24 protein-coding genes are annotated in these 20,637 nt (G+C 71.8%); 8 read left to right on the top strand and 16 right to left on the bottom strand.

Translation table 11 applies throughout. The annotated features are described in order from the left end of the window. Positions 1–8: 8 nt before the first annotated feature. The 4 genes from ACFULQ_RS17170 to tsaB are packed head-to-tail and all read right to left on the bottom strand — an operon-like array spanning position 9 to position 2,515. Positions 9–260, bottom strand: a complete 252-nt coding sequence (locus ACFULQ_RS17170; RefSeq protein ID WP_383544229.1) for a hypothetical protein — start codon at positions 258–260, stop codon at positions 9–11. Further along, entirely contained in the window at positions 257–1,342 is a 1,086-nt protein-coding gene (gene tsaD / locus ACFULQ_RS17165; RefSeq protein ID WP_383544226.1) for a tRNA (adenosine(37)-N6)-threonylcarbamoyltransferase complex transferase subunit TsaD, read from the bottom strand. The genes ACFULQ_RS17170 and tsaD overlap by 4 nt, the downstream gene beginning before the upstream one ends. Further along, positions 1,335–1,865, bottom strand: coding sequence for a ribosomal protein S18-alanine N-acetyltransferase (rimI, locus tag ACFULQ_RS17160; protein WP_383544223.1), 531 nt, complete (start codon positions 1,863–1,865; stop codon positions 1,335–1,337). The genes tsaD and rimI overlap by 8 nt, the downstream gene beginning before the upstream one ends. Continuing rightward, positions 1,862–2,515 carry a tRNA (adenosine(37)-N6)-threonylcarbamoyltransferase complex dimerization subunit type 1 TsaB gene (gene tsaB / locus ACFULQ_RS17155; RefSeq protein WP_383544220.1) on the bottom strand — a complete coding sequence of 218 codons (654 nt, stop codon included), beginning with the start codon at positions 2,513–2,515 and terminating at the stop codon, positions 1,862–1,864. The genes rimI and tsaB overlap by 4 nt, the downstream gene beginning before the upstream one ends. A 119-nt stretch (positions 2,516–2,634) precedes the next feature. Between tsaB and ACFULQ_RS17150 the strand changes: the two genes are divergently transcribed. After that, complete coding sequence (locus tag ACFULQ_RS17150) at positions 2,635–3,186, top strand: hypothetical protein (RefSeq protein ID WP_383544217.1); 552 nt, start codon at positions 2,635–2,637, stop codon at positions 3,184–3,186. Positions 3,187–3,585: 399 nt separating this feature from the next. Here ACFULQ_RS17150 and ACFULQ_RS17145 read toward each other — a convergent pair whose 3' ends face one another. From ACFULQ_RS17145 to ACFULQ_RS17120, 6 genes are all read right to left on the bottom strand, one after another. Beyond that, on the bottom strand, positions 3,586–3,765 hold the full coding sequence (locus ACFULQ_RS17145; RefSeq protein WP_383544215.1) for a hypothetical protein: 180 nt from the start codon (positions 3,763–3,765) through the stop codon (positions 3,586–3,588). Between the two features lie 155 nt (positions 3,766–3,920). After that, a complete protein-coding gene (gene tsaE, locus ACFULQ_RS17140) occupies positions 3,921–4,427 on the bottom strand; it encodes a tRNA (adenosine(37)-N6)-threonylcarbamoyltransferase complex ATPase subunit type 1 TsaE (RefSeq protein ID WP_330264980.1) in 507 nt (168 codons plus the stop codon). Beyond that, complete coding sequence (locus ACFULQ_RS17135) at positions 4,399–5,652, bottom strand: alpha/beta fold hydrolase (RefSeq protein WP_383544211.1); 1,254 nt, start codon at positions 5,650–5,652, stop codon at positions 4,399–4,401. The genes tsaE and ACFULQ_RS17135 overlap by 29 nt, the downstream gene beginning before the upstream one ends. Before the next feature lie 72 nt (positions 5,653–5,724). Continuing rightward, positions 5,725–6,894 carry an alanine racemase gene (alr, locus tag ACFULQ_RS17130; protein ID WP_383544208.1) on the bottom strand — a complete coding sequence of 390 codons (1,170 nt, stop codon included), beginning with the start codon at positions 6,892–6,894 and terminating at the stop codon, positions 5,725–5,727. Between the two features lie 74 nt (positions 6,895–6,968). Further along, positions 6,969–7,610, bottom strand: coding sequence for a M23 family metallopeptidase (locus ACFULQ_RS17125; protein WP_383544205.1), 642 nt, complete (start codon positions 7,608–7,610; stop codon positions 6,969–6,971). Positions 7,611–7,880: 270 nt separating this feature from the next. Next, a complete protein-coding gene (locus tag ACFULQ_RS17120; RefSeq protein ID WP_383544203.1) occupies positions 7,881–9,320 on the bottom strand; it encodes an NAD(P)H-hydrate dehydratase in 1,440 nt (479 codons plus the stop codon). A gap of 97 nt (positions 9,321–9,417) precedes the next feature. On the opposite strand from ACFULQ_RS17120, the gene ACFULQ_RS17115 reads away from it, so the two are divergent. Next, positions 9,418–10,044 carry a TOPRIM nucleotidyl transferase/hydrolase domain-containing protein gene (locus ACFULQ_RS17115; protein WP_383544200.1) on the top strand — a complete coding sequence of 209 codons (627 nt, stop codon included), beginning with the start codon at positions 9,418–9,420 and terminating at the stop codon, positions 10,042–10,044. 71 nt (positions 10,045–10,115) lie between these two features. Here ACFULQ_RS17115 and ACFULQ_RS17110 read toward each other — a convergent pair whose 3' ends face one another. Beyond that, complete coding sequence (locus tag ACFULQ_RS17110) at positions 10,116–10,487, bottom strand: holo-ACP synthase (protein ID WP_383544197.1); 372 nt, start codon at positions 10,485–10,487, stop codon at positions 10,116–10,118. Between the two features lie 48 nt (positions 10,488–10,535). After that, complete coding sequence (locus ACFULQ_RS17105; protein WP_383544194.1) at positions 10,536–11,300, bottom strand: hypothetical protein; 765 nt, start codon at positions 11,298–11,300, stop codon at positions 10,536–10,538. A 93-nt stretch (positions 11,301–11,393) separates the two neighbouring features. Between ACFULQ_RS17105 and ACFULQ_RS17100 the strand changes: the two genes are divergently transcribed. Then, a complete protein-coding gene (locus ACFULQ_RS17100; protein ID WP_383544191.1) occupies positions 11,394–12,017 on the top strand; it encodes a histidine phosphatase family protein in 624 nt (207 codons plus the stop codon). 8 nt (positions 12,018–12,025) lie between these two features. Here the strand turns inward: ACFULQ_RS17100 and ACFULQ_RS17095 are convergent, their stop codons facing one another. After that, positions 12,026–12,427 carry an ATP-binding protein gene (locus ACFULQ_RS17095; protein WP_383544188.1) on the bottom strand — a complete coding sequence of 134 codons (402 nt, stop codon included), beginning with the start codon at positions 12,425–12,427 and terminating at the stop codon, positions 12,026–12,028. Between the two features lie 174 nt (positions 12,428–12,601). On the opposite strand from ACFULQ_RS17095, the gene ACFULQ_RS17090 reads away from it, so the two are divergent. Then, complete coding sequence (locus ACFULQ_RS17090) at positions 12,602–13,435, top strand: helix-turn-helix domain-containing protein (RefSeq protein WP_383544185.1); 834 nt, start codon at positions 12,602–12,604, stop codon at positions 13,433–13,435. A 6-nt stretch (positions 13,436–13,441) separates the two neighbouring features. After that, complete coding sequence (locus ACFULQ_RS17085; protein WP_383544182.1) at positions 13,442–13,654, top strand: DUF397 domain-containing protein; 213 nt, start codon at positions 13,442–13,444, stop codon at positions 13,652–13,654. Here the strand turns inward: ACFULQ_RS17085 and glmS are convergent. Continuing rightward, a complete protein-coding gene (gene glmS / locus ACFULQ_RS17080) occupies positions 13,615–15,462 on the bottom strand; it encodes a glutamine--fructose-6-phosphate transaminase (isomerizing) (RefSeq protein WP_383544179.1) in 1,848 nt (615 codons plus the stop codon). The genes ACFULQ_RS17085 and glmS overlap by 40 nt on opposite strands. 82 nt (positions 15,463–15,544) lie before the next feature. Between glmS and ACFULQ_RS17075 the strand changes: the two genes are divergently transcribed. The 3 genes from ACFULQ_RS17075 to ACFULQ_RS17065 all read left to right on the top strand — a co-directional run bounded on the left by ACFULQ_RS17075 (position 15,545) and on the right by ACFULQ_RS17065 (position 18,480). Beyond that, on the top strand, positions 15,545–16,477 hold the full coding sequence (locus ACFULQ_RS17075) for a CbrC family protein (protein ID WP_383544176.1): 933 nt from the start codon (positions 15,545–15,547) through the stop codon (positions 16,475–16,477). Positions 16,478–16,564: 87 nt separating this feature from the next. Then, positions 16,565–17,533, top strand: a complete 969-nt coding sequence (coaA, locus tag ACFULQ_RS17070; protein ID WP_383544173.1) for a type I pantothenate kinase — start codon at positions 16,565–16,567, stop codon at positions 17,531–17,533. A 26-nt stretch (positions 17,534–17,559) separates the two neighbouring features. Continuing rightward, positions 17,560–18,480 (top strand): DUF389 domain-containing protein, encoded by a 921-nt coding sequence (locus tag ACFULQ_RS17065; RefSeq protein WP_383544171.1) that lies wholly within the window; start codon positions 17,560–17,562, stop codon positions 18,478–18,480. Positions 18,481–18,560: 80 nt separating this feature from the next. On the opposite strand, the gene glmM is transcribed toward ACFULQ_RS17065, so the two are convergent. Together glmM and rpsI are read right to left on the bottom strand one after the other, a co-directional pair. Continuing rightward, the gene (gene glmM, locus ACFULQ_RS17060) at positions 18,561–19,919 is read right to left on the bottom strand and encodes a phosphoglucosamine mutase (RefSeq protein ID WP_383544169.1); all 1,359 of its coding nucleotides are present in this window, start codon (positions 19,917–19,919) and stop codon (positions 18,561–18,563) included. A 189-nt stretch (positions 19,920–20,108) separates the two neighbouring features. After that, entirely contained in the window at positions 20,109–20,630 is a 522-nt protein-coding gene (gene rpsI / locus ACFULQ_RS17055; protein WP_123762524.1) for a 30S ribosomal protein S9, read from the bottom strand. Positions 20,631–20,637: the final 7 nt, after the last annotated feature.

The raw sequence follows: 20,637 nt of genomic DNA, 5'->3' as shown, positions 1-20,637 counted from the left end.
GACCGGGGTCAGTCCACCGACTCGAACCGCCACCTGTGCACCGCCCTGGCGACCAACTCACCGCCCGGCTCCGGGAGTTCGGGCAGGTCGGCGTCGTAGGACGCGTCCCACCACGTGATGACCAGGACGCGGTCCTGCGGGGCCCGGAGGGTCTCGCGTCGCAGGGGTCGTACGGCAAGCTCCTGGCGGCGGGCCCAGGCGAGGAGTTCCTCGCCGCGGCCGTCGACCGCCCGGGCCTCCCACATCAGCGCGACCGTCACGAGTAGAGGTTCCCCTCGCCGACCTCGTGCACGTGGTCGTGGCCCGGGACGTGCGGGTCCGTCACCGGGAGCGAGGAGTCGGCGGAGAGGTCCCAGCTGGAGGCCGGGCGGCCGCGGGCCACCATCTCCGCGCCGAGGGCGGCGACCATCGCGCCGTTGTCGGTGCAGAGCTTGGGCCGCGGGACCCGCAGCCGGATCCCGGCGGCCTCGCAGCGCTCCTGGGCGAGGACCCGCAGCCGCGAGTTGGCGGCGACACCGCCGCCGATCATCAGGTGGTCGACGCCCTCGTCCTTGCAGGCCCGCACGGCCTTGCGGGTGAGCACGTCCACGACCGCCTCCTGGAAGGAGGCCGCCACGTCCCGCACCGGCACCTCCTCCCCCGCGGCCCGCTTGGCCTCGATCCAGCGGGCGACGGCCGTCTTCAGCCCGGAGAAGGAGAAGTCGTACGCCGGGTCGCGCGGACCGGTCAGTCCGCGTGGGAAGGAGATCGCGTTCGGGTCGCCCTCCTTCGCGTACCGGTCGATGACCGGGCCGCCGGGGAAGCCGAGGTTCAGCACCCGGGCGATCTTGTCGAAGGCCTCGCCGGCCGCGTCGTCGATGGTGGCGCCCATGGGCCGCACGTCGGAGGTGATGTCCGAGGACAGCAGCAGGGAGGAGTGGCCGCCGGAGACCAGCAGCGCCATCGTCGGCTCCGGCAGCGCCCCGTGCTCCAGCTGGTCCACGCAGATGTGCGAGGCCAGGTGGTTGACGCCGTAGAGGGGCTTGCCGAGGGCGTAGGCGTACGCCTTCGCCGCGGAGACCCCGACGAGGAGCGCACCGGCGAGTCCGGGACCGGCGGTGACGGCGATGCCGTCGAGGTCCCTCGCCGAGACCCCGGCCTCCTTCAGGGCGCGCTCGATGGTCGGCACCATCGCTTCGAGGTGCGCCCGGGAGGCCACCTCCGGGACGACACCTCCGAACCGGGCGTGCTCGTCCACGCTGGACGCGATGGCGTCGGCCAGCAGGGTGGTCCCCCGGACGATGCCGACGCCGGTCTCGTCACAGGAGGTCTCGATGCCCAGGACAAGCGGTTCGTCAGCCATTGATCTCGGTTCCTCGTACGGAAGTTGAAGGGTCGGTGAGTCGCATGACCAGGGCGTCCACATTGCCCGGCTGGTAGTAGCCGCGCCGGAACCCGATGGCCTCGAAGCCGAAGCGCTCATAGAGCTTCTGGGCGCGGACGTTGTCGATCCGGCACTCCAGCATGACCTCGGCGCACTCGAAGGCGGTCGCGGCCCGCAGCAGCTCGGTCAGCAGGGTCGCCCCGAGCCCGGTGCCCCAGTGGTCACGGGCGACGGCGATCGTCTGTACGTCGGCCCCCGCGGCGGAGTCGCTGTCAGACGCAGTGCCGGCGACGGCGAGCCCCGCGTACCCCACGATCCGCTCGCCCTCCTCGGCCACCACGTACCGCCGGGTCGCGTCGGGCCCCCGCGAGTGCGCCAGCTCGGACCAGAACATGCCCCGGGACCAGGCGTCCTCCGGGAAGAGGTCCTTCTCCAGCTCCAGGACGGGGTCGATGTCCCACCAGCGCATCTCGCGCAGCACAGGAATCACGGGGGAGGTCACTTGGGGGTGACCACCTTGTAGTTCTTGGGCACCTGGGCGTCGGGCCGCCGCAGGTACAGCGGGCGGGGTGCGGGCAGTTCCGCGCCGGCCGCGAGCCTCTCGGCCGCGAGGGCGGCGAGGGCGGCGGCACTGACGTGCTCGGGCTCGTGGGCGGCGGGGAAGGTGTCGGGGTAGAGCAGCGCCCCGGCTCCGACGGCGGGCAGTCCCGCGACCCGCTCGGCGATGTCGGCGGGCCGGTCGACGGAGGGTTCACCGGTTCGGGTGCGGGAGTCCTCGTACCGCGCCCAGTAGACCTCCTTGCGCCGCGCGTCGGTGGCCACGACGAAGGGTGCCTCCAGGTCGGCCGCGTAGGCGAGGCCGTCCAGGGTGCACACGCCGTGCACGGGCACGCCGAGCGCGAGTCCGAAGGTGTCCGCGGTCATGAGTCCGACCCGCAGCCCGGTGTAGGGCCCCGGTCCGGTCCCCACGACGATCGCGGTGACGGCGTCCAGCGTCACCCCCGCGGCCGCGAGCACCCGGTCGACGGCCGGAAGGAGCAGTTCCCCGTGCCGACGGGCGTCCACCTGACTGAAGGAGGCGAGTACGTCCTGTCCGTCGTGCAGAGCGACGGTCACGGCGGGCGTGGCGGTATCCAGAGCGAGCAACAGCACGCGAACAGCCTACGGCTCCTGGGCGGGAGGGGCGGCCGCAGGCCGACTTCGGCGCAGCGGACGATCTCCGAGCTGCTACCGTCGCCACAAATCAGGACCAAATACTGCAAGAGGTATCGGTGGCATCCAGCAGCGCAGGCTTCGTAACCGCCCTCACCACAGCGGCCCTCGCGACGGTCGGCGTCCTCGGCTACCAGGCCTACGCCACGGCCCCCGCCAAGGCCCGCGCGGACGGCACCCCCGCGGCCGTCACCTCGAAGGTCCTCCGGCAGAAGAAGGACCCCACGGCCCTCCCCGCCGCATCGAGCACCGGCGCGCGCGTCGTGTACTCCCTGGACAGCGACCGGGTCTGGCTGGTGAGCACCGGCGACGTGGTCACCCGCACCTTCAAGGTCACGCCGGGGAACGTCGACCCGGCCCCCGGCGTCTACGCGGTCACCTCCCGATCCAACGCGATCACCGGCACCGACGGCATCCCCGTCGAACACGTGGTCCGCTTCGCCTCCGGCGCCGACGGAGTGGCCATCGGCTTCAGCGCGCCCGTCCAGGACCCGGCCCCCCTCGCCACCTCGGACACCGTCCTGACGGGCGGCATCCGAGAGTCCCGCGAGGACGGCAACGCGATGTGGACTTTCGCGATGATCGGAGCGAAGGTCGTCGTGGTCCACTGAGCCCTGCCGGGGGCGGGGGCCCTGGGACCGGCTGGGGGCTCGGGCAGGTTGGGAACCTCGGGCCCGAGCCCTGCCGGAGGCCCTCGGGCCGGCCTGGACCTCGGGCAGGTCGGGCGGCCCCGCGTCGGCCGGCAGGCCTTGGGCAGCTCAGGCGGCGAACCCGCGTCGCCGGCGGGCCCTGGACAGTCGGCACCCGCGCGTCGGCCAGAGGCCTCCGGCCGGTCGGGCAGCCAGTCGGTCGAGGTGGCTCCGGCTGGTCGGGCGGCCCGCGTCAGTCGGCGAGCCCCGGGCCCGGTCGGTCGATCGGCCCACCGTCGGCCAGGAGGCTTCGGGACGGTGAGGCGGCCCCGCGTCGGCCGACGGGTCGGACAGGTCGGCAGCCCCGGGGGCTTCGGTCGGTCAGGCGGCCTTGGGGTGGGTGCGGGCCGTGGCTTCCGTGCCGCCGGTTCCCGGGTCGGGCAGGCGTGGGGGTGTCGAGACGGCTTCCGCGGCCGCGCAGGAGGCCAGCAGGTCGCGCATGGACACGCCGCCGGCGATCGCGCGTGGCTGCGGTCGGGGCCGGTTCTCGGTGGCCGACATGGACGCCTCCTGGAGTTCGGGGGCGGGCGTAGTTAGGTACACCTAACTACGGGCTGGGTACCATGTGACCACGCGCGAGACACCGAATGCAATATCTTGCCGACGCGTTGTCGGAACGTTCACGGAAAACGACCGTTTGAAAGCCGCCCCGGCGCTCAGGCCGTGAGCACGCCGAGGTCGGCCGCGGCCCACCGCTCCCCGACCGGCGTCAGCGTCACGTGCCGCACCTCGTCCGTGGTGTCACCGACCGCCCGGTGGATCTGGACGTGCAGCCGGTCGTCGGTCAGCTCCTCGACCTTGCCCTCGCCCCACTCCACGACGACCACCGACTCCGGCAGCGACACGTCGAGATCGAGGTCCTCCATCTCGTCGAGCCCGCCACCCAGGCGGTACGCGTCCACGTGGACCAGCGGCGGCCCGTCCCCCAGGGACGGATGCACCCGGGCGATCACGAAGGTCGGCGAGGTCACGGCCCCCCGCACCCCGAGTCCCTCACCGAGTCCGCGGGTCAGGGTCGTCTTGCCCGCGCCGAGCTCCCCGCTGAGCATCACGAGGTCCCCGGCGCGCAGCAGCTTGGCGAGCTTCAGGCCCAGCTCGCGCATCTGCTCGGGGGAGGTGACGGTCAGCTCGGTCTCAACCGGGTTGCGCGGTACTGCTTCCATAACCGCCAACGGTAGCCCCTGCGGGCACCGCCCCCGCGCGGGTGAGGAGGTCGGCGAGGCGGTCGGTGACCACTTCCGGGTGTTCCAGCATGACCAGGTGTCCGGCGTCCGGGACCAGGACCAGTTCCGCCTCCGGCAGCAGGGAGGCGATCGCCTCGCTGTGCTCGCTGGGCGTCACCATGTCCCCCACCCCGGCGAGCACGAGGACCGGCTTGTCGGCGAAGTGGGCGAGGGCGGCGGTCTTGTCGTGGTTGTCGAACGCCGGGTAGTACTCGGCGACCACGTCGATCGGGGTGCCCTCGATCATCCGCTCGGCGAACCGCACGATGGCCGGGTCGACGTCCCGGGAGGCGAAGGAGTACCGCTTGATGATCCCGGCGAACAGGTCGGCGGTGGCCCGGCGCCCCTTCTCCACGAGGTCGGCCCGCTGCCCCAGCACCTTGAGGACGCCCGGCAGCACCCGCCGTACGGCATTGACACCGGCGACCGGCAGCCCGAAGTTGACCTCGCCGAGCCGCCCGGACGAGGTGCCGACCAGGGCCACCGCGACCACCCGGTCGCGGATCAGCTCGGGGAACGCGTCGGCCAGCGCCATCACGGTCATGCCGCCCATGGAGTGCCCGACGAGCACGATCGGCCCCTCGGGCACGGTCGCGTCGATGACGGCCTTCAGGTCGCGTCCGAGCTGCTCGATGTCGACCGGCACCCCGTCCTGCACCTGCCGTACGCCCCGCCCGGACCGGCCGTGGCTGCGCTGGTCCCAGTGCACGGTCCGCACCACACCCCTGAGGGCGGCCCGCTGGAAGTGCCAGGAGTCCTGGCTGAGGCAGTAGCCGTGGCTGAAGACGACGGTGACCGGAGCGGGTGCCTTGCGCCCGAACAGCCGGCGCCGGCGCGGGGACAGCGCGGGCGCCGCCTGCGGGTCCACGTCGTCGACCTCGTAGTACAGCTCGGTGCCGTCGTCGGCGTACGCCTTGCCGGGGGTGCCGCGCAGCGCGCCGTAGGGCCCGGCCGAGTCGAGCGCGAGGCGTGCCTTCTGCCGCATGCCGCGCCCGACGGTGAGTCGCTCGATGGCGACGCCCGCCGCGGCGCCCGCGGCGATCACGCCTATCGCGGCGCCGGCGACCCCGGTCGCCCGGCGCCAGCCGGCGCCCGCCCCCGCCGCGGAGGCGAGGGCCACCGACGCGGCGGCGTCGACGACGGCCTCCGCACTGCTCTCGCTCACGTACCGCTCCTGTTCGCTGGGTCGGGTGATACCGGTGTGGCGGGACTGGCTGTTCTCGCACGTACTGTGCGGTTACCCCGCTTGTCCCTCATTCACATAGACGCGGGGAACGCGTGTTCCGATGCGGGTCACGATTTCGTAGGCGATGGTGCCCGCGGCCTGCGCCCAGTCCTCGGCGGTGGGCTCACCGCCGTCGCCGGGTCCGAAGAGCACGGCCCGGGTGCCGGTGGGCAGCCGGTCGCCGCCGAGGTCCACGACGAACTGGTCCATGGCGATCCGCCCGGCGACCGTACGCCACTTGCCGTCGACCAGGACCGGGCCGGCCCCGGAGGCGTGCCGCGGGATGCCGTCCGCGTAGCCGACGGGCACGAGGCCGAGGGTGGTCTCGCCGGGGGTGACATAGCGGTGGCCGTAGCTGACGCCGTGGCCGCCCGGGACCTGCTTGACCAGGGCGAGCGACGCCGACAGCGTCATCGCCGGGCGCAGTCCGAAGTCGGCGGGGGCACCGAGCTCGGGGCTGGGCGAGATGCCGTAGACCGCGATCCCGGTGCGGACGAGGTCGAAGTGGCTCTCCGGGAGGGTGAGCGTGGCGGGCGAGTTGGCGATGTGCCGGACCTCGGGGCGCACGCCCTGTCCTTCGGCGTACGCCACCATCTCCCGGAAGAGGGCGAGCTGGGCGGCGATGGAGGGGTGCCCGGGCTCGTCGGCGCAGGCGAAGTGCGACCAGAGCCCGGTGACGCGCAGCAGGCCCCGCGCCTCGGCGCCCAGGGCCTCGGCGACCAGGGCGGCCCAGTCCTCGCCGGGCTGGCTGCCGCCGCGCCCGAGCCCGGTGTCGGCCTTGAGCTGCACGCGTGCGGGCAGGCCGGCCGCGCGGGCCGCGTCGGCGACCTCGCGCAGCGCCCACGGGTCGCTGACGGACACGTCGAGGTCGGCCTCGATCGCCTCCCGCCAGGGCCCGCCGGGGGTCCACAGCCAGCACATGATCCGCCCCGGCAGACCCGCCCTGCGCAGTGCGAGGGCCTCCTCCGGGGTGGCGGTGCCCAGCCACTCGGCACCCGCCTCGACCGCGGCGCGGGCGCACGGCACCGCGCCGTGGCCGTACGCGTCGGACTTGACCACGGCCATGAGGGCGGCCCCGGACGCGCGGGCGCGCAGGGCCCGCACATTGGCCCGCAGCGCGGCCAGGTCGATCTCGGCTCGGGCGCGGAGCGGTGCGGTCGGGGCGGTTGCTGTCTCGTTCATGGCGCCCCCAGTGTCTCAGAGGGGACCGACACCGCCGATGAGCACGTCCCCCGGGACGCCCTCACGTGCCGCTGTCAGAGGGTCAGACCGTGTCTGGCCAGGTACTTCACCGGGTCGATGTCCGAGCCGTACGTGCGCTTGGCGCGGACCTCGAAGTGCAGATGGGGTCCGGTGGCACGGCCGGTGGCCCCGCTGCTGCCGAGGCGGGTGCCGGCCTTGACCTTGGCACCGCGGGCGACCGAGATGCGCGAGAGATGGCCGTAGACGACGTACCGGGAGTCGCTCAGTTTGATCGTCACGGCCTTCCCGTACGACCCCGACCAGCTGGCCAGGACGACGACGCCGGTGCCGACCGCGTAAACCGGGGTTCCCTTGGGTACGGCAAGATCCACTCCGGTGTGGTATCCCACCAGCCAGTTCCCCCGCACTCCGTAACGCATCGTCACTCTGACCCTTTTACGGATGGGTCTGCTCCACTTGGCGGGGGCGAGGGCGCGGTCGCTGACCTCGACATCCTCGACGGCCGCCAGCAGTTCCTCGAACTCCTCGTCGTAGTCGCCGGCGCAGGCGCCCTGGGGCTCCTCCACCGACGGATCGGGTGTGCTGCGGGGATCCGGGGAGTCCTCACGAAAACCGAGAACGGGACTCCCCAGAACGACTGCCGCGCCGCCCAGCAGTTCACGCCGGGTGGTGCCGCGTATATTTGGCTCATCCATGCGGCCAGCGAAACATCGCCCTTTCGGCTCCGCATATTCGGCCGACCGGTATTGGTCCCATCAGGTAGTAGTTCGTGACGGGTCCTCCGTTTGCCGCTGCGACACGTTGCCGGATCCCCACCACGCGCTCTCCCACCGCGCGCGCCGGTATCCGTTCCCCGCCGCAGCGCGTCGTCCGACCGCCGCCGCACGCGCCCTTTTCCTCACTGCGGCCCGCCGTCCGTTTACCACCGCCGGCTCACACGCCCGCTCACGCCTACGTCCGCCCGCTCACGCCTCCCTCACGTCCCGCCATGCCTCCGGTACCGCCTCCGCCACGTCGTGGGCTCCTACCGGCGCCCCGTCGGCCGCGAATCGGCCGGCCAGCCCGTGCAGGTACGCGGCCGTGCTGCCGGCGTCCAGGGCGGTGAGGCCCGAGGCGAGCAGGGAGCCCGCGAGGCCGGACAGGACGTCGCCGCTGCCGGCGGTGGCCAGCCAGGCCGTTCCGGTCGGATTGACGCGTACGGCCCCGCCGGCGGCGTCGGCGACGAGCGTGGTCGAGCCCTTGAGCAGCACCGCCGCGTCATAGCGGGCGGCGAGTTCGCGCGCGGAGGCCAGCCGGGCCGCCTCGACCTCCTCGCGCGGCACCCCGAGGAGCGCGGCGGCCTCTCCGGCGTGCGGGGTCATGAGGGTCGGCGCGGTACGCGCGCGTACGGCGTCCCGGTCGGCGAGCCGCAGCCCGTCCGCGTCGATGAGCACGGGCACGTCCGAGGCCAGCACCTCCGCGACGGCGGCGGCGTCGTCCCCGGCCCCCGGCCCCACCACCCAGGCCTGCACCCGCCCGGCCCGCTTGGGCCCCTGGTCGGAGACGAGCGTCTCGGGGAAGCGGGCGAGCACGGCGTCCCCGGCGGGCCCGACGTACCGCACGGCCCCGGCCCCGCCCCGCAGCGCCCCGGACACGGCGAGCACGGCGGCCCCCGGATAGCGCGCGGACCCGGCGGCGATCCCGACGACACCGCGCCGGTACTTGTCGCTCTCCCCGCTCGGCAACGGCAACAGCCGCCGTACGTCGGTGTGTTGGAGTGCCTCCAGTTCGGCCTCGGCGGGCAGCACGGCCCCGAGCCCGATGTCGACGAGCCGCACCGACCCGGCGTACTCCCGCGCCGGATCGACCAGCAGTCCCGGCTTGTGCGTCCCGAAGGTGACGGTGAGGTCGGCCCGCACGGCGGCCCCGTGCACCTCCCCGGTGTCGGCGTCGACCCCGCTCGGCAGATCCACGGCGACGACGGCGCAGCGCGCGCTGTCGGCGACCTCCGCCAGCCGCGCCGCGTCGGGCCGCAGCCCGCCCTTGCCGCCGATGCCGACGATGCCGTCGAGCAGGAGGTCGGCCTGATGGATGACATCCTCGGCTGCGTCGATGCCGACGCCCCGTCCGCCCGCCCTCCTGAACGCGGCCAGCCCCTCGCCATGGGCCCGCTCGGGCGCCAGCAGCACCGCGGTGACCCCGGCCCCGCGCCGCGCGAGCCGTGCCCCCGCGAACAGGGCGTCCCCGCCGTTGTCCCCGCTGCCGACGAGCAGCACGACCCGGCGGCCGTAGACCCGTCCCAGCAGGTCCGCGCAGGCCGCCGCCAGTCCGGCCGCCGCCCGCTGCATGAGCGCGCCCTCCGGCAACCGGGCCATCAGCTCCCGCTCGGCCGCCCTGACCGTCTCCACGCTGTACGCAGTTCGCATGGGTCCGAGTCTCCCCTTCCTTCCGTGGTCCCGGCTGCCTCTCGTGGTACCCGGATATTCCGTGCCGTCGCCCGGGCCGGGGGTGCAGACTCGCCGTATGGCAGACATGGGGGCGTTCCGGGACGCGGTGAGCGGCTGGGCGGGCGGTGGTTCCGGCGAGTCGGCGCGGGAGCTGGCCGAGCGGCTGGAGGTACGGACAGCCGTGCTGCTGGAGGGCCCGAGCGATCTGGCGGCCGTGGAGACACTGGCCGCGCGACGGGGCCGGGACCTCGCCGCGGAGGGGGTGGCCGCGGTGTCGATGGGCGGCGCGATGAGCATCGCCCGGTACGCCGCCGTCCTCGGGCCGCCCGGCCTGGACCTGCGCCTGACGGGCCTGTGCGACGTACGCGAACAGCCCTACTACGAGCGTGGCCTGGAGCGGGCGGGCGCGGCCGACGCGGAGTACTTCGTGTGCGTGTCGGACCTGGAGGACGAACTGATCCGCGCGCTGGGCACGGCGAGGGTCGAGGAGATCGTCGGGACCGAGGGCGACCTGCGCCCCTGGCAGACCTTCCGCTCCCAGCCCGCACAGCACGGCCGCCCCCGCGACCAGCAGCTCCGCCGCTTCCTGGGCACGAAGAAGGGCCGCAAGATCCGCTACGGCCACCTCCTGGTCGAGGCCCTGGACGCCGACCGGGTCCCGGCCCCGCTGGAGGAGTTGTTCGCGGCGCTGGGGCAGGGCTGAGGAAGGTTCAGGAGCGGACGTCGGGATGCCCGCGGTTCCCGGTCCGAACCCGGCGTCCGTGCCGCCGACCGTCACCCCTCCGCGATCACCACCGCCGAGGCGACCCCGGCGTCATGACTGAGCGACACGTGCCAGGACCGCACCCCGAGTTCGGCGGCCCGCGCGGCCACGGTCCCGGTCACCCGCAACCGGGGCTGCCCGCTGTCCTCGACGTACACCTCGGCGTCGGTCCAGTACAGCCCGGCCGGAGCCCCGAGCGCCTTGGCGAGCGCCTCCTTGGCGGCGAACCGCGCGGCCAGCGAGGCGACCCCGCGCCGCTCCCCACTGGGCAGAAACAACTCACCGTCCACGAACAGCCGCTGCGCCAGCCCCGGCGTCCGCTCCAACGACGCCGCGAACCGCTCGATCTCGGCGACGTCGATACCAACCCCGATGATGCTCATGCGGGCACTTTACGATCAGCCGCGGGACACCGCCGGTCCAGCGGGCCCTCACCTCGACGGCCCGAGCAGGGCCTCCGCTTCGCTCCGCACCCGCAGGGCCTGGTCCCTGGTGAGACGACGGGACTCCCAGAGCAGCGCCGCCGTCTCGGCCGTCGCCGGATCGGCGGCCCACGACGACTCGACACGCTCGACCCCGGTGACCGCGGCGAGGTCCCCGGCCGGTATGCCGAGAGCGGCCGCGAAGCCCGCCACCCGGAGCGGGGTCAGGGGAACACGGCCCCTTCCGATCCCGCCGATCGTGGAAGCGGCCAGGTACACGCGGCCTTCCGTCAGCACGGCCAGCGTCTTGGCGGCGACGACCGGAGAGTGCAGATTCCGGTTGCCGCACAGCAGGTTGGCGAGCATTGCCCCGAATCCCGCCTCCTGCTGGTCGTAGAGCGACGGTGGGGCGGGCGGACGTTCCTCGGCCACCAGTGGCAGCTCTACGACGAGCCGCCGGACACGGGCCCGGTGATCCGCCGACAGAGCCCTCGCTGTCTTCACGAGCTCCACGATCTCGGTTCCCGCGGCCGAGTCCCTGACGGCCGGGGGCCGCGGCATCGGGACTCCGGCGATCACATGCAGATCGACGGAGCGGAACCCCAGAGCCGGGGCGAGAAGACCGAGTTGCGCGGTCGACGGCGGCGCACCCGCCAGCACCCGGTGCAGCTCGCCCTCCGCAATCCCGGACTCCGAGGACAGCCGTACGAGATCCGTCCGGCGGTGGGCCAGGAGCCGGGTGAGGATCACACCGAAGTGCGGCTGAGATGTCATGAGCCCTCCTTCCGATCGGGACGGGAACCGACGTTCCCACAAGGTGCGTCCATCAAAGGCGCAAGATCACCGGTGCGCGTACAGGAGCCCGAGATGACCGGCAAGGCCACCCGCTACCTCTACCTCGCCCGGCACGGCGAGGCGCTGCCCGACGAGAGCGGGCTCAGCCGGGTCGGTCGGCGGCAGGCCACGCTGCTCGGGCGGCGCCTCCGGGACGTTCCGCTCACCGCTGTTCACCACGGTCCCCTGCCCCGGGCGACGCAGACCGCCCGTCTGATCCACGACCAGTTGGAGAACGTGCCGCTGCTCATCTCCGACCTCGCCGACGACTACGTCCCCTACGTCCCCCCGGCAGCCGAACTCCCCGCCGAATCCGCCGACTTCTACCTCCGCTTCCTCGCCGACACCACCGACGAGGAGCGTGAGCGGGGTGCCGTGCTGGCAGGCCGGGCGCTCGACCTCTTCACCGGCCCCGTGGACGGCGACGAGGACCGGCACGAGCTGGTCGTCACCCACAACTTCCTCGTCGCCTGGCTGGTCCGGGACGCCCTGCACGCCCCGAAGTGGCGCTGGCTCGGCCTCAACCACGCCAACGCGGCACTCACGGTCATCCGTTACCCGCCCGACCGAGCCCCCGCCGTCCTCGTCACCAACGACATGCGGCACCTACCGGCCGACCTGCGCTGGACGGGCTTCCCTCCCGAGTCCCACGTCTGACCTCCCGGTCAGGCCGCGGCCAGCTCGCACCACACGTACTTCCCCCGGTTCCCGTGTCTGGCCAACGGCTGCCACCCCCACAGATCCGCACACGCCTGCACCAACGCCAACCCCCTCCCCTCCTCCCCCAGCACCCCCAACTCCCCGGGCGGCGAGGGCGGTTCGGGATCCGCGTCCCACGCCCCGATCCGCAGCACCCCCGCCGACCAGCGCACCCGCAGCGCCGCCGGCCCCTTGGTATGCCGTACGGCATTGGAGACCAACTCCGCGGCGAGCAGCTCCGCGGTGTCTGTCAGACGGATCAGGCCGTGCATCGTCAGGATCAGACGGAGAGTGCGGCGAGCGACGGTGACTGCTCGGACGTCGTTCGGGATGTACAGCGTGTACTCCCAGGGGTCGGCTGAGGACATGAGTCAACTCCGTTCCGGTGAGCGGGGGTTGGGCGCGGTGGCGGTGCCGCGTCCGTCATGGCAGGACGGAGCGGTGCACTTCCGCAGAGTGAGCGTTGCGTCACTGACGGTAGGGGTAACATGTATGTCAGAGCAAGGCGATCGCGTGATCCGACCCCGAACGAGGAGCAGTGGATGGTCCAGAGGCGCGAACCAACCGCACGTCAGATGCGCCTGGGAGTCGAACTCCGAAGGCTCCGTGAAGCCGCGGGGCTGACCACCATCGAAGCCTCGGCACTGCTAGGGGTGAACCGGGTCCAGATCACCCACATCGAATCCGGCATCACCGGCGTGAGCGAGCAGCGGGTGCGCCGCCTGGCCTCCCACTACGCCTGCACCGACCAGGACTTCGTCGACGCCCTGGTCTCGATGGCCACCGACCGGACACGCGGCTGGTGGGAGGAGTACCGGGGCCTGCTGCCGACGCCCTTCCTCGACCTGTCGGAACTGGAGCACCATGCCCGGTTCCTGCACCACGTCGCCGTCCTGTACGTGCCGGGCCTGTTGCAGACGGAGGACTACGCCCGTGCCGTCTTCTCGTCCAGGCTGCCCGAACTCCCCGATGAAGAGCTTGAGTTGCGGATCCAGCACCGCACGGCGCGTCAGAGGATCGCCATCCCGTACCAGGCGCTGATCCATGAGGCGGCGCTGCGCATCAGGGTCAAGGATCGCGCCACCTCAAAGGCCCAGCTCGCACGGCTCCTTGAGCTCTCCGAGGCGGAGCACGTCACCTTGCGCGCCATTCCGTTCGACCTGGACGACTTCGCCGCTTCCAGCACGATGACCTACGCGGGTGGCCCGCTGCCCAAGCTGGACACCGTGGTGCGAGACGCGCCTCATGGCTCGGTCTTCATCGATTCCGAGGCGCAGCTCAGCATTTACCGAACTCGCTTCCATATGGTGGAGGCCGTGTCACTCGAACCGAACGAGTCCCGCGACTTCATCCACCGGCTGGCGAAGGAGCTGTGAGACCCCATGGACCACTGGCAGAAGTCTTCCTACTCGGGCGAGGGCGACGGCAACGAATGCGTCGAGATAGCCACCTCCCCCACCCACATATCCATCCGCGACTCCAAAACCCCCACCCGCGCCACCCTCACCCTCCCGACCGAAGCCTTCGCCACGTTCCTCGACGGGCTGAAGGGGGATCACTCCACCGTGACCGACTTCGCCAGGTTCCGCGGTTGATCCACCTCGTTGCCCCGGGCGGTGGCCAGCTCGCAGGCGAACACCTGCAACGGCACGGTCGCCACCAGCGGCTGCAACAGCGTCGGGGTGGCCGGGATGCGGATCAGATGGTCGGCGTACGGCACCACGGTCTCGTCCCCCTCCTCCGCGATGACGATGGTCCGCGCACCCCTGGCCCGGATCTCCTGGATGTTGGACACGATCTTGTCGTGCAGCACCGACCGCCCCCGGGGCGAGGGGACGACGACCACGACCGGCAGGTCCTCCTCGATGAGGGCGATCGGCCCGTGCTTCAGCTCGCCCGCCGCGAAGCCCTCGGCGTGCATGTAGGCGAGTTCCTTGAGCTTGAGCGCGCCTTCGAGGGCCACCGGATACCCGACGTGCCGCCCGAGGAACAGCACGGTGTTCTTGTCGGCCAGCGACCGCGCCAGCGCCCGCACCGGCTCCATGGTCTCCAGGACCCGCTCCACCTCACCGGAGATGTGCGACAGGTCCCGGATCACGGCGGAGATCTCGTCGCCCCACTTGGTCCCGCGCACCTGGCCGAGGTAGAGCGCTACCAGGTAACACGCCACGAGCTGGGTCAGGAACGCCTTCGTCGACGCTACGGCGACCTCGGGCCCGGCGTGCGTGTACAGCACGGCGTCGGACTCCCGGGGGATGGTGGACCCGTTGGTGTTGCAGATCGCCAGGACCTTCGAACCCTGCTCACGGGCGTGCCGTAGCGCCATGAGGGTGTCCATGGTCTCGCCGGACTGGGAGATGGCGATCACGAGGGACCGGGAGTCCAGGATCGGGTCCCGGTAGCGGAACTCGCTCGCCAGCTCCACCTCGCAGGGGATCCGGGTCCAGTGCTCGATGGCGTACTTGGCGATGAGCCCCGCGTGGAAGGCCGTACCGCAGGCGACGATGACGACCTTGTCCACCTCCCGCAGCTCGGCGGCGGAGATCCGCACCTCGTCCAGGGTCAGCGAGCCGGCCCCGTCGATACGGCCCAGCAGGGTGTCAGCGACCGCCTTGGGCTGCTCGGCGATCTCCTTGAGCATGAAGTAGTCGTAGCCGCCCTTCTCGGCGGCGGAGGCGTCCCAGTCGACGTGGTAGGAGCGGACGTCGGCGGGCCGCCCGTCGAACCCGGTGACGGCGAAGCCGTCCCGCCGCAGCTCCACGACCTGGTCCTGCCCCAGCTCGATCGCCGACCGGGTGTGCGCGATGAAGGCGGCGACGTCGGAGGCGAGAAAGGCCTCCCCCTCACCGACGCCGACGACGAGCGGCGAGTTCCGCCGCGCACCGACGACGACATCCGGCTCGTCGGCATGCACCGCGACCAGCGTGAACGCCCCCTCAAGACGCCGGCACACCAGCCGCATGGCCTCGGCGAGGTCGGCGGTCGCGGAGAACTCCTCGGCCAGCAGATGGGCCACGACCTCGGTGTCGGTCTCGGAGGCGAGGGTGTGCCCGCGCTCCGACAGCTCGCCCCGCAGCGCGGCGAAGTTCTCGATGATCCCGTTGTGGACGACGGACACCCGGCCGGCGTTGTCCAGATGAGGATGCGCGTTGGCGTCCGTAGGCCCGCCGTGCGTGGCCCACCTGGTGTGCCCGATCCCGGTGGCCCCCGACGGCAACGGCCGGTCGACCAGCTCCTTCTCCAGATTGACCAGCTTCCCGGCCTTCTTGGCCGCGGCCAGCCCCCCGTCCGCCAGCACGGCGACCCCCGCCGAGTCGTACCCCCGATACTCCAGCCTCTTCAGCCCGGCCATCACCACCTCAAGCGCCGACTGCGACCCCACGTATCCCACGATTCCGCACATGCGGGGCAGCCTAGGGGGCGAAGGGCGACGGGACACGGCACTTCGTGCCCGGTTTCGGATAAGCCCGTGAAAAGCTCCGGCCGTGAGCTACAGCCTGTGCCTCTACCGTTTCGTCGGCGAGGAACCCGCCCCGCTCGACGAGACCGCGATACGCGACGTCCTCGGTCCGGTCACCGTGGGCGGAATGCCGCCCACGGGTTTCCCGGAGTTCTGGGACATCGAAGCCGAGGACGGCGGCGAGGCCGAGGTCTACGGAGACGGCCTCGGGCTCTCCTTCAACCGCTTCGCCACCGGTGACATCCTCGACCTCGTCGCCGAGCTCGCCCGCAGAACCGGCGCGGGTGTCCTGCCGCAGGACTGCCCGATGATCCTGACGAGCGAGGCCGACCGCGGACACCTCCCGGAGAGCCTTCGCGCGGAGGCGGTCGTCGTGGCTCCCGAGGCCCTGACCGGTCGCGCGATCCAGCTGCTGATCTCCCCGCAGCCGGAACCCCGCAGACGCCCCGCCCTCCCCTCGTTCCCCTATCACCCCAGCCCCGTCGCCACCGGCTCCGTCGCCCCCTCCGACGCCCCCTGTGTCTGCTGCGGGCAGGAGCGCGGCTGGGTCTACACCGGCCCCGTCCACTCCGCCGACGCCCCGGACAGCGGCATCTGTCCGTACTGCGTCGCCTTCGGCAAGGCCGCCGAGCGCTACGACGCCACCTTCACCGACGGCATCGAGGGGGACGTGCCCGAGGACGTCGTCACGGCGATCCTCCGGCGCACCCCGGGATTCCGCACCTGGCAGTCCCCGACCTGGCTGACGCACTGCGGCGACGGCGCCGCCTTCCTGGGCGCCGCCGGGGCGAAGGAGCTCGACCGGTACCCGGACGCCGTCGACCACCTCCGCCGCCAGTGGCCCGAGGACGGGTTCGACGACTTTCTCGCCGCCCTCGACAAGGACGGCCGGCCGACCGCGTACCTCTTCCGCTGCCGCCACTGCGCCACCCACCTCGCCTACGCGGACTTCACCTGACCCCGAAAAGGCCGCGCGTGACACACCCCACCCCCCACCCCGTTCAAACTCCGTTAACAATGGACTGTGATCTCTCCGGTCTCCCCGATGCCCCGGAGCGCCCACCGGCACAAGCCGGAGGCGACTCCCTACGTCGACCTCACCCGAGCCGAGTGGAGTGCGCTGCGCGACAAGACGCCGCTCCCCCTCACCGCCGAGGAGGTCGAGAAGCTGCGCGGACTCGGTGACGTCATCGACCTCGACGAGGTGCGGGACATCTACCTCCCGCTGTCCCGGCTGCTCAACCTCTACGTCGGTGCCACGGACGGGCTGCGAGGAGCGCTGAACACGTTCCTCGGCGAACAGGGCTCCCAGTCCGGCACCCCGTTCGTCATAGGGGTCGCCGGATCGGTCGCCGTGGGCAAGTCCACCGTCGCCCGTCTCCTCCAGGCCCTGCTGTCCCGCTGGCCCGAGCACCCGCGCGTGGAGCTGGTCACGACCGACGGCTTCCTGCTCCCCACCCGGGAACTGGAGGCCCGCGGCCTCATGTCGCGCAAGGGCTTCCCCGAGTCGTACGACCGCCGGGCGCTGACCCGTTTCGTCGCCGACATCAAGGCGGGCAAGGACGAGGTCACCGCCCCCGTCTACTCCCACCTGATCTACGACATCGTCCCCGGCGAGAAGCTCACCGTGCGCCGCCCCGACATCCTGATCGTCGAGGGCCTGAACGTCCTCCAGCCCGCCCTGCCCGGCACGGACGGCCGCACCCGCGTCGGTCTCGCCGACTACTTCGACTTCAGCGTGTACGTCGACGCGAGCACCGAGGACATCGAGCACTGGTACCTGAGCAGGTTCAGGAAGCTCCGCCGGACCGCCTTCCAGAACCCCGAGTCGTACTTCAGGAAGTACACCCAGGTGTCGGAGGAGGAGGCCCTCGACTACGCCCGCACCCTCTGGCGCACCATCAACAAGCCCAACCTGGTCGAGAACATCGCCCCCACCCGCGGCCGGGCCACCCTCGTCATCCGCAAGGGCCAGGACCACAAGGTGCGCAAGCTCAGCCTCCGCAAGCTCTGATCACGGGCGCCTGTTAGAAAGGCGTCATGCTGCATCTGCGCCTGATCACACCGGCCGAGAAGACCGACGCCGTGGTCCGCCTGATCGAGAACACGGTCGGCACCACCCACCTCGTCGTGATGCCGGGCGCCGCCCGCAACCCGGCCGGCGATGTCGTGATGTGCGACGTGGCGCGCGAGGCCGGTGACGAACTGATCGGCGCGCTGCGGAAGTTGGATCTCGACAAGACCGGCTCCATCGCCGTGGAGAACATCGACCTGTCGCTCTCCAAGCGCGCCGACAAGGCCGAGGACGAGGCACCCGGCGAGGGCGCGGACGCGGTCCTGTGGGAGCACCTGACGGACGCCACCCACGAGGAGTCCACGCTCTCCGTCACCTATCTCGCCTTCCTCACGCTGGCCACGATGATCGCGGCCTGCGGTGTGGTGCTGGACAACGCGATCCTGATCGTGGGCGCGATGGCGGTGGGCCCGGAGTTCGGCCCGCTGGCGGGCATCTGCACGGCGATCGTCCAGCGCCACCCCCGGCTGGCGTTGCGCTCCCTGATCGCCCTGCTCGTCGGCTTCGCGGTGGCGATGGTGGTCACGGTCGGCTTCACGTGGCTCATGGACGCCCTGAACCTCTTCACCAAGGACCAGTTGGAGGCCGACCGCCCCAACACGGGCTTCGTCTACGCCCCAGACGCCTTCTCGTTCGTGGTGGCGGTCCTGGCGGGCATCGCCGGCACCCTGAGCCTGACGTCGGCCAAGTCGGGCGCCCTGGTGGGCGTGGCCATCTCGGTCACCACGGTCCCGGCGGCGGCGAACGCGGCGGTGGCCCTGGCCTACGGCGACACCGCCCAGACAGTCGGCTCGACCAACCAACTCCTGCTCAACCTGATGGGCATCGTCCTGGCAGGCACTCTGACGCTGCTCCTCCAGAAATGGCTCTGGCGAAAGCCCCGTTAGGGGCGCGGGGAACTGCGCGACCAGCCACGACGCCGCCGCAGCCCGCCACGCACACCAGCCCCCCGCCCCTACCCGGCCCTTCAGCCAAGCGCAGACTTCACCGCATCCGCCAACCGCCCCGCAACAGACCGAGCCTGATCAATATCCGCCGCCTCGACCATCACCCGCACCAACGGCTCGGTCCCGGACGGCCGCAACAACACCCGCCCCGTCTCACCGAGTTCCCGCTCCGCCTCCGCCACCGCGGAAGCCAGCTCCGCGGACGTCGACACCCGGGTCCGGTCCACATCGGGCACGTTGATCAGAACCTGCGGCAACCGCTCCATCACGGAGGCCAGTTCACGCAGGGACCGCCCGCTCTCCGCGACCCGAGCGGCAAGCATGAGCCCGGTCAGCGTCCCGTCCCCGGTCGTCGCGTGGTCCAGGATGATCACGTGCCCGGACTGCTCGCCGCCGAGCGCGTACCCGTGCTCCTTCATCTCCTCCAGCACATACCGGTCGCCCACCGCGGTCTGGACGAGCCGCAGCCCCTCCCGCTCCAGCGCCAGCTTGAACCCGAGGTTGGACATGACCGTGGCGACGACGGTGTCGGACCGCAGCGCGCCCCGCTCCTTCATCGCGAGCGCGAGCACGGCCATGATCTGGTCGCCGTCGACCTCCTCACCGGTGTGGTCGACGGCCAGGCACCGGTCCGCGTCCCCGTCGTGCGCGATGCCGAGCGCGGCCCCGTGCTCGACGACCGCGGCCTTCAGCAGATCGAGGTGGGTGGACCCGCAGCCGTCGTTGATGTTGAGCCCGTCCGGCGAGGCCCCGATCGTGATCACCTCGGCCCCCGCCCGCGAGAACGCCTCCGGCGACACCCGCGCGGCAGCGCCGTGCGCCTCGTCGAGGACGATCTTCAGACCGTCCAGCCGGTTCGGGAGTACGGCGACGAGGTGCGCCACGTACTGGTCGAACCCCTCGCCGTAGGACCGCACCCGGCCGACCCCGGCACCGGTCGGCCGCTCCCACGGCTCACCGTGCCGGTGCGCGTCGTAGACCGCCTCGATCCGGTCCTCCAGCTCGTCGTCGAGCTTGTGCCCGCCGCGCGCGAGGAACTTGACGCCGTTGTCGGGCATGGCGTTGTGGCTCGCGGAGAGCATGACGCCGAGGTCGGCGCCGAGGACGCCGGTGAGGTACGCCACCGCGGGCGTCGGCAGCACGCCGACCTTCAGCACGTCCACCCCCGCGCTCGCGAGGCCCGCGACCACGGCGGCCTCCAGGAACTCCCCGGACGCGCGGGGATCCCGTCCGACGACCGCCGTAGGCCGGTGGCCCTCGAACGTGCCCGCCTCGGCCAGCACGTGCGCCGCCGCGACCGACAGACCGAGCGCCATCTCGGCCGTCAGATCCGCGTTGGCGACACCGCGCACGCCGTCCGTGCCGAAGAGTCGTCCCACTTGTCCTCCTGGAGAAGCGTCAGTTACGGAGATCATCCGATCACATGAGCCTTTGAGCGCCTTGTGCCGTTATACGCCCAAGGCCGTGATAAACGAACGCCCCGACGGCACTGTGGCGTGCCGCCGGGGCGAACGGACGTACTGCTGGCTCGCGGGAACGAGCCGGTACGAGCAGACAGGCAGCGAAGCTTAACGCTTGCTGTACTGCGGAGCCTTGCGGGCCTTCTTGAGACCGGCCTTCTTGCGCTCGACCGCACGGTCGTCGCGGCGGAGGAAGCCGGCCTTCTTGAGGGCGCCGCGGTTGTTGTCCACGTCGGCCTCGTTCAGCGCGCGGGCCACGCCGAGGCGCAGGGCACCGGCCTGACCGGAGACACCGCCACCCGCGATGCGGGCGATGACGTCGTAGCGGCCCTCGAGCTCGAGCACCTTGAAGGGCTCGTTGACTTCCTGCTGGTGCACCTTGTTGGGGAAGTAGTCCTCAAGGGTGCGACCGTTGATCTTCCACTTGCCGGTGCCCGGGACGATCCGGACGCGGGCGATCGCGTTCTTGCGACGGCCCAGGCCGGCGGCCGGCTGCGGGTCGCCGAAGCGGGACGCGAGCGACTCCGAGGTGTACTCGCCCTCGACGGGGACCTCGGACTCGGTGGTGTAGCTGTCGATGTCGACGATCTCTTCGCCCTCGACGGGCGTCTCGACGGTGGTCTCGGCCACGATTCTC

Origin of the sequence: Streptomyces sp. NPDC057253 (assembly GCF_042669125.1) — a bacterium.
Taxonomy (GTDB): domain Bacteria; phylum Actinomycetota; class Actinomycetes; order Streptomycetales; family Streptomycetaceae; genus Streptomyces.
Note: the sequence above shows the minus strand (reverse complement) of the source record. Positions and strands in the feature narration are given on the sequence as shown.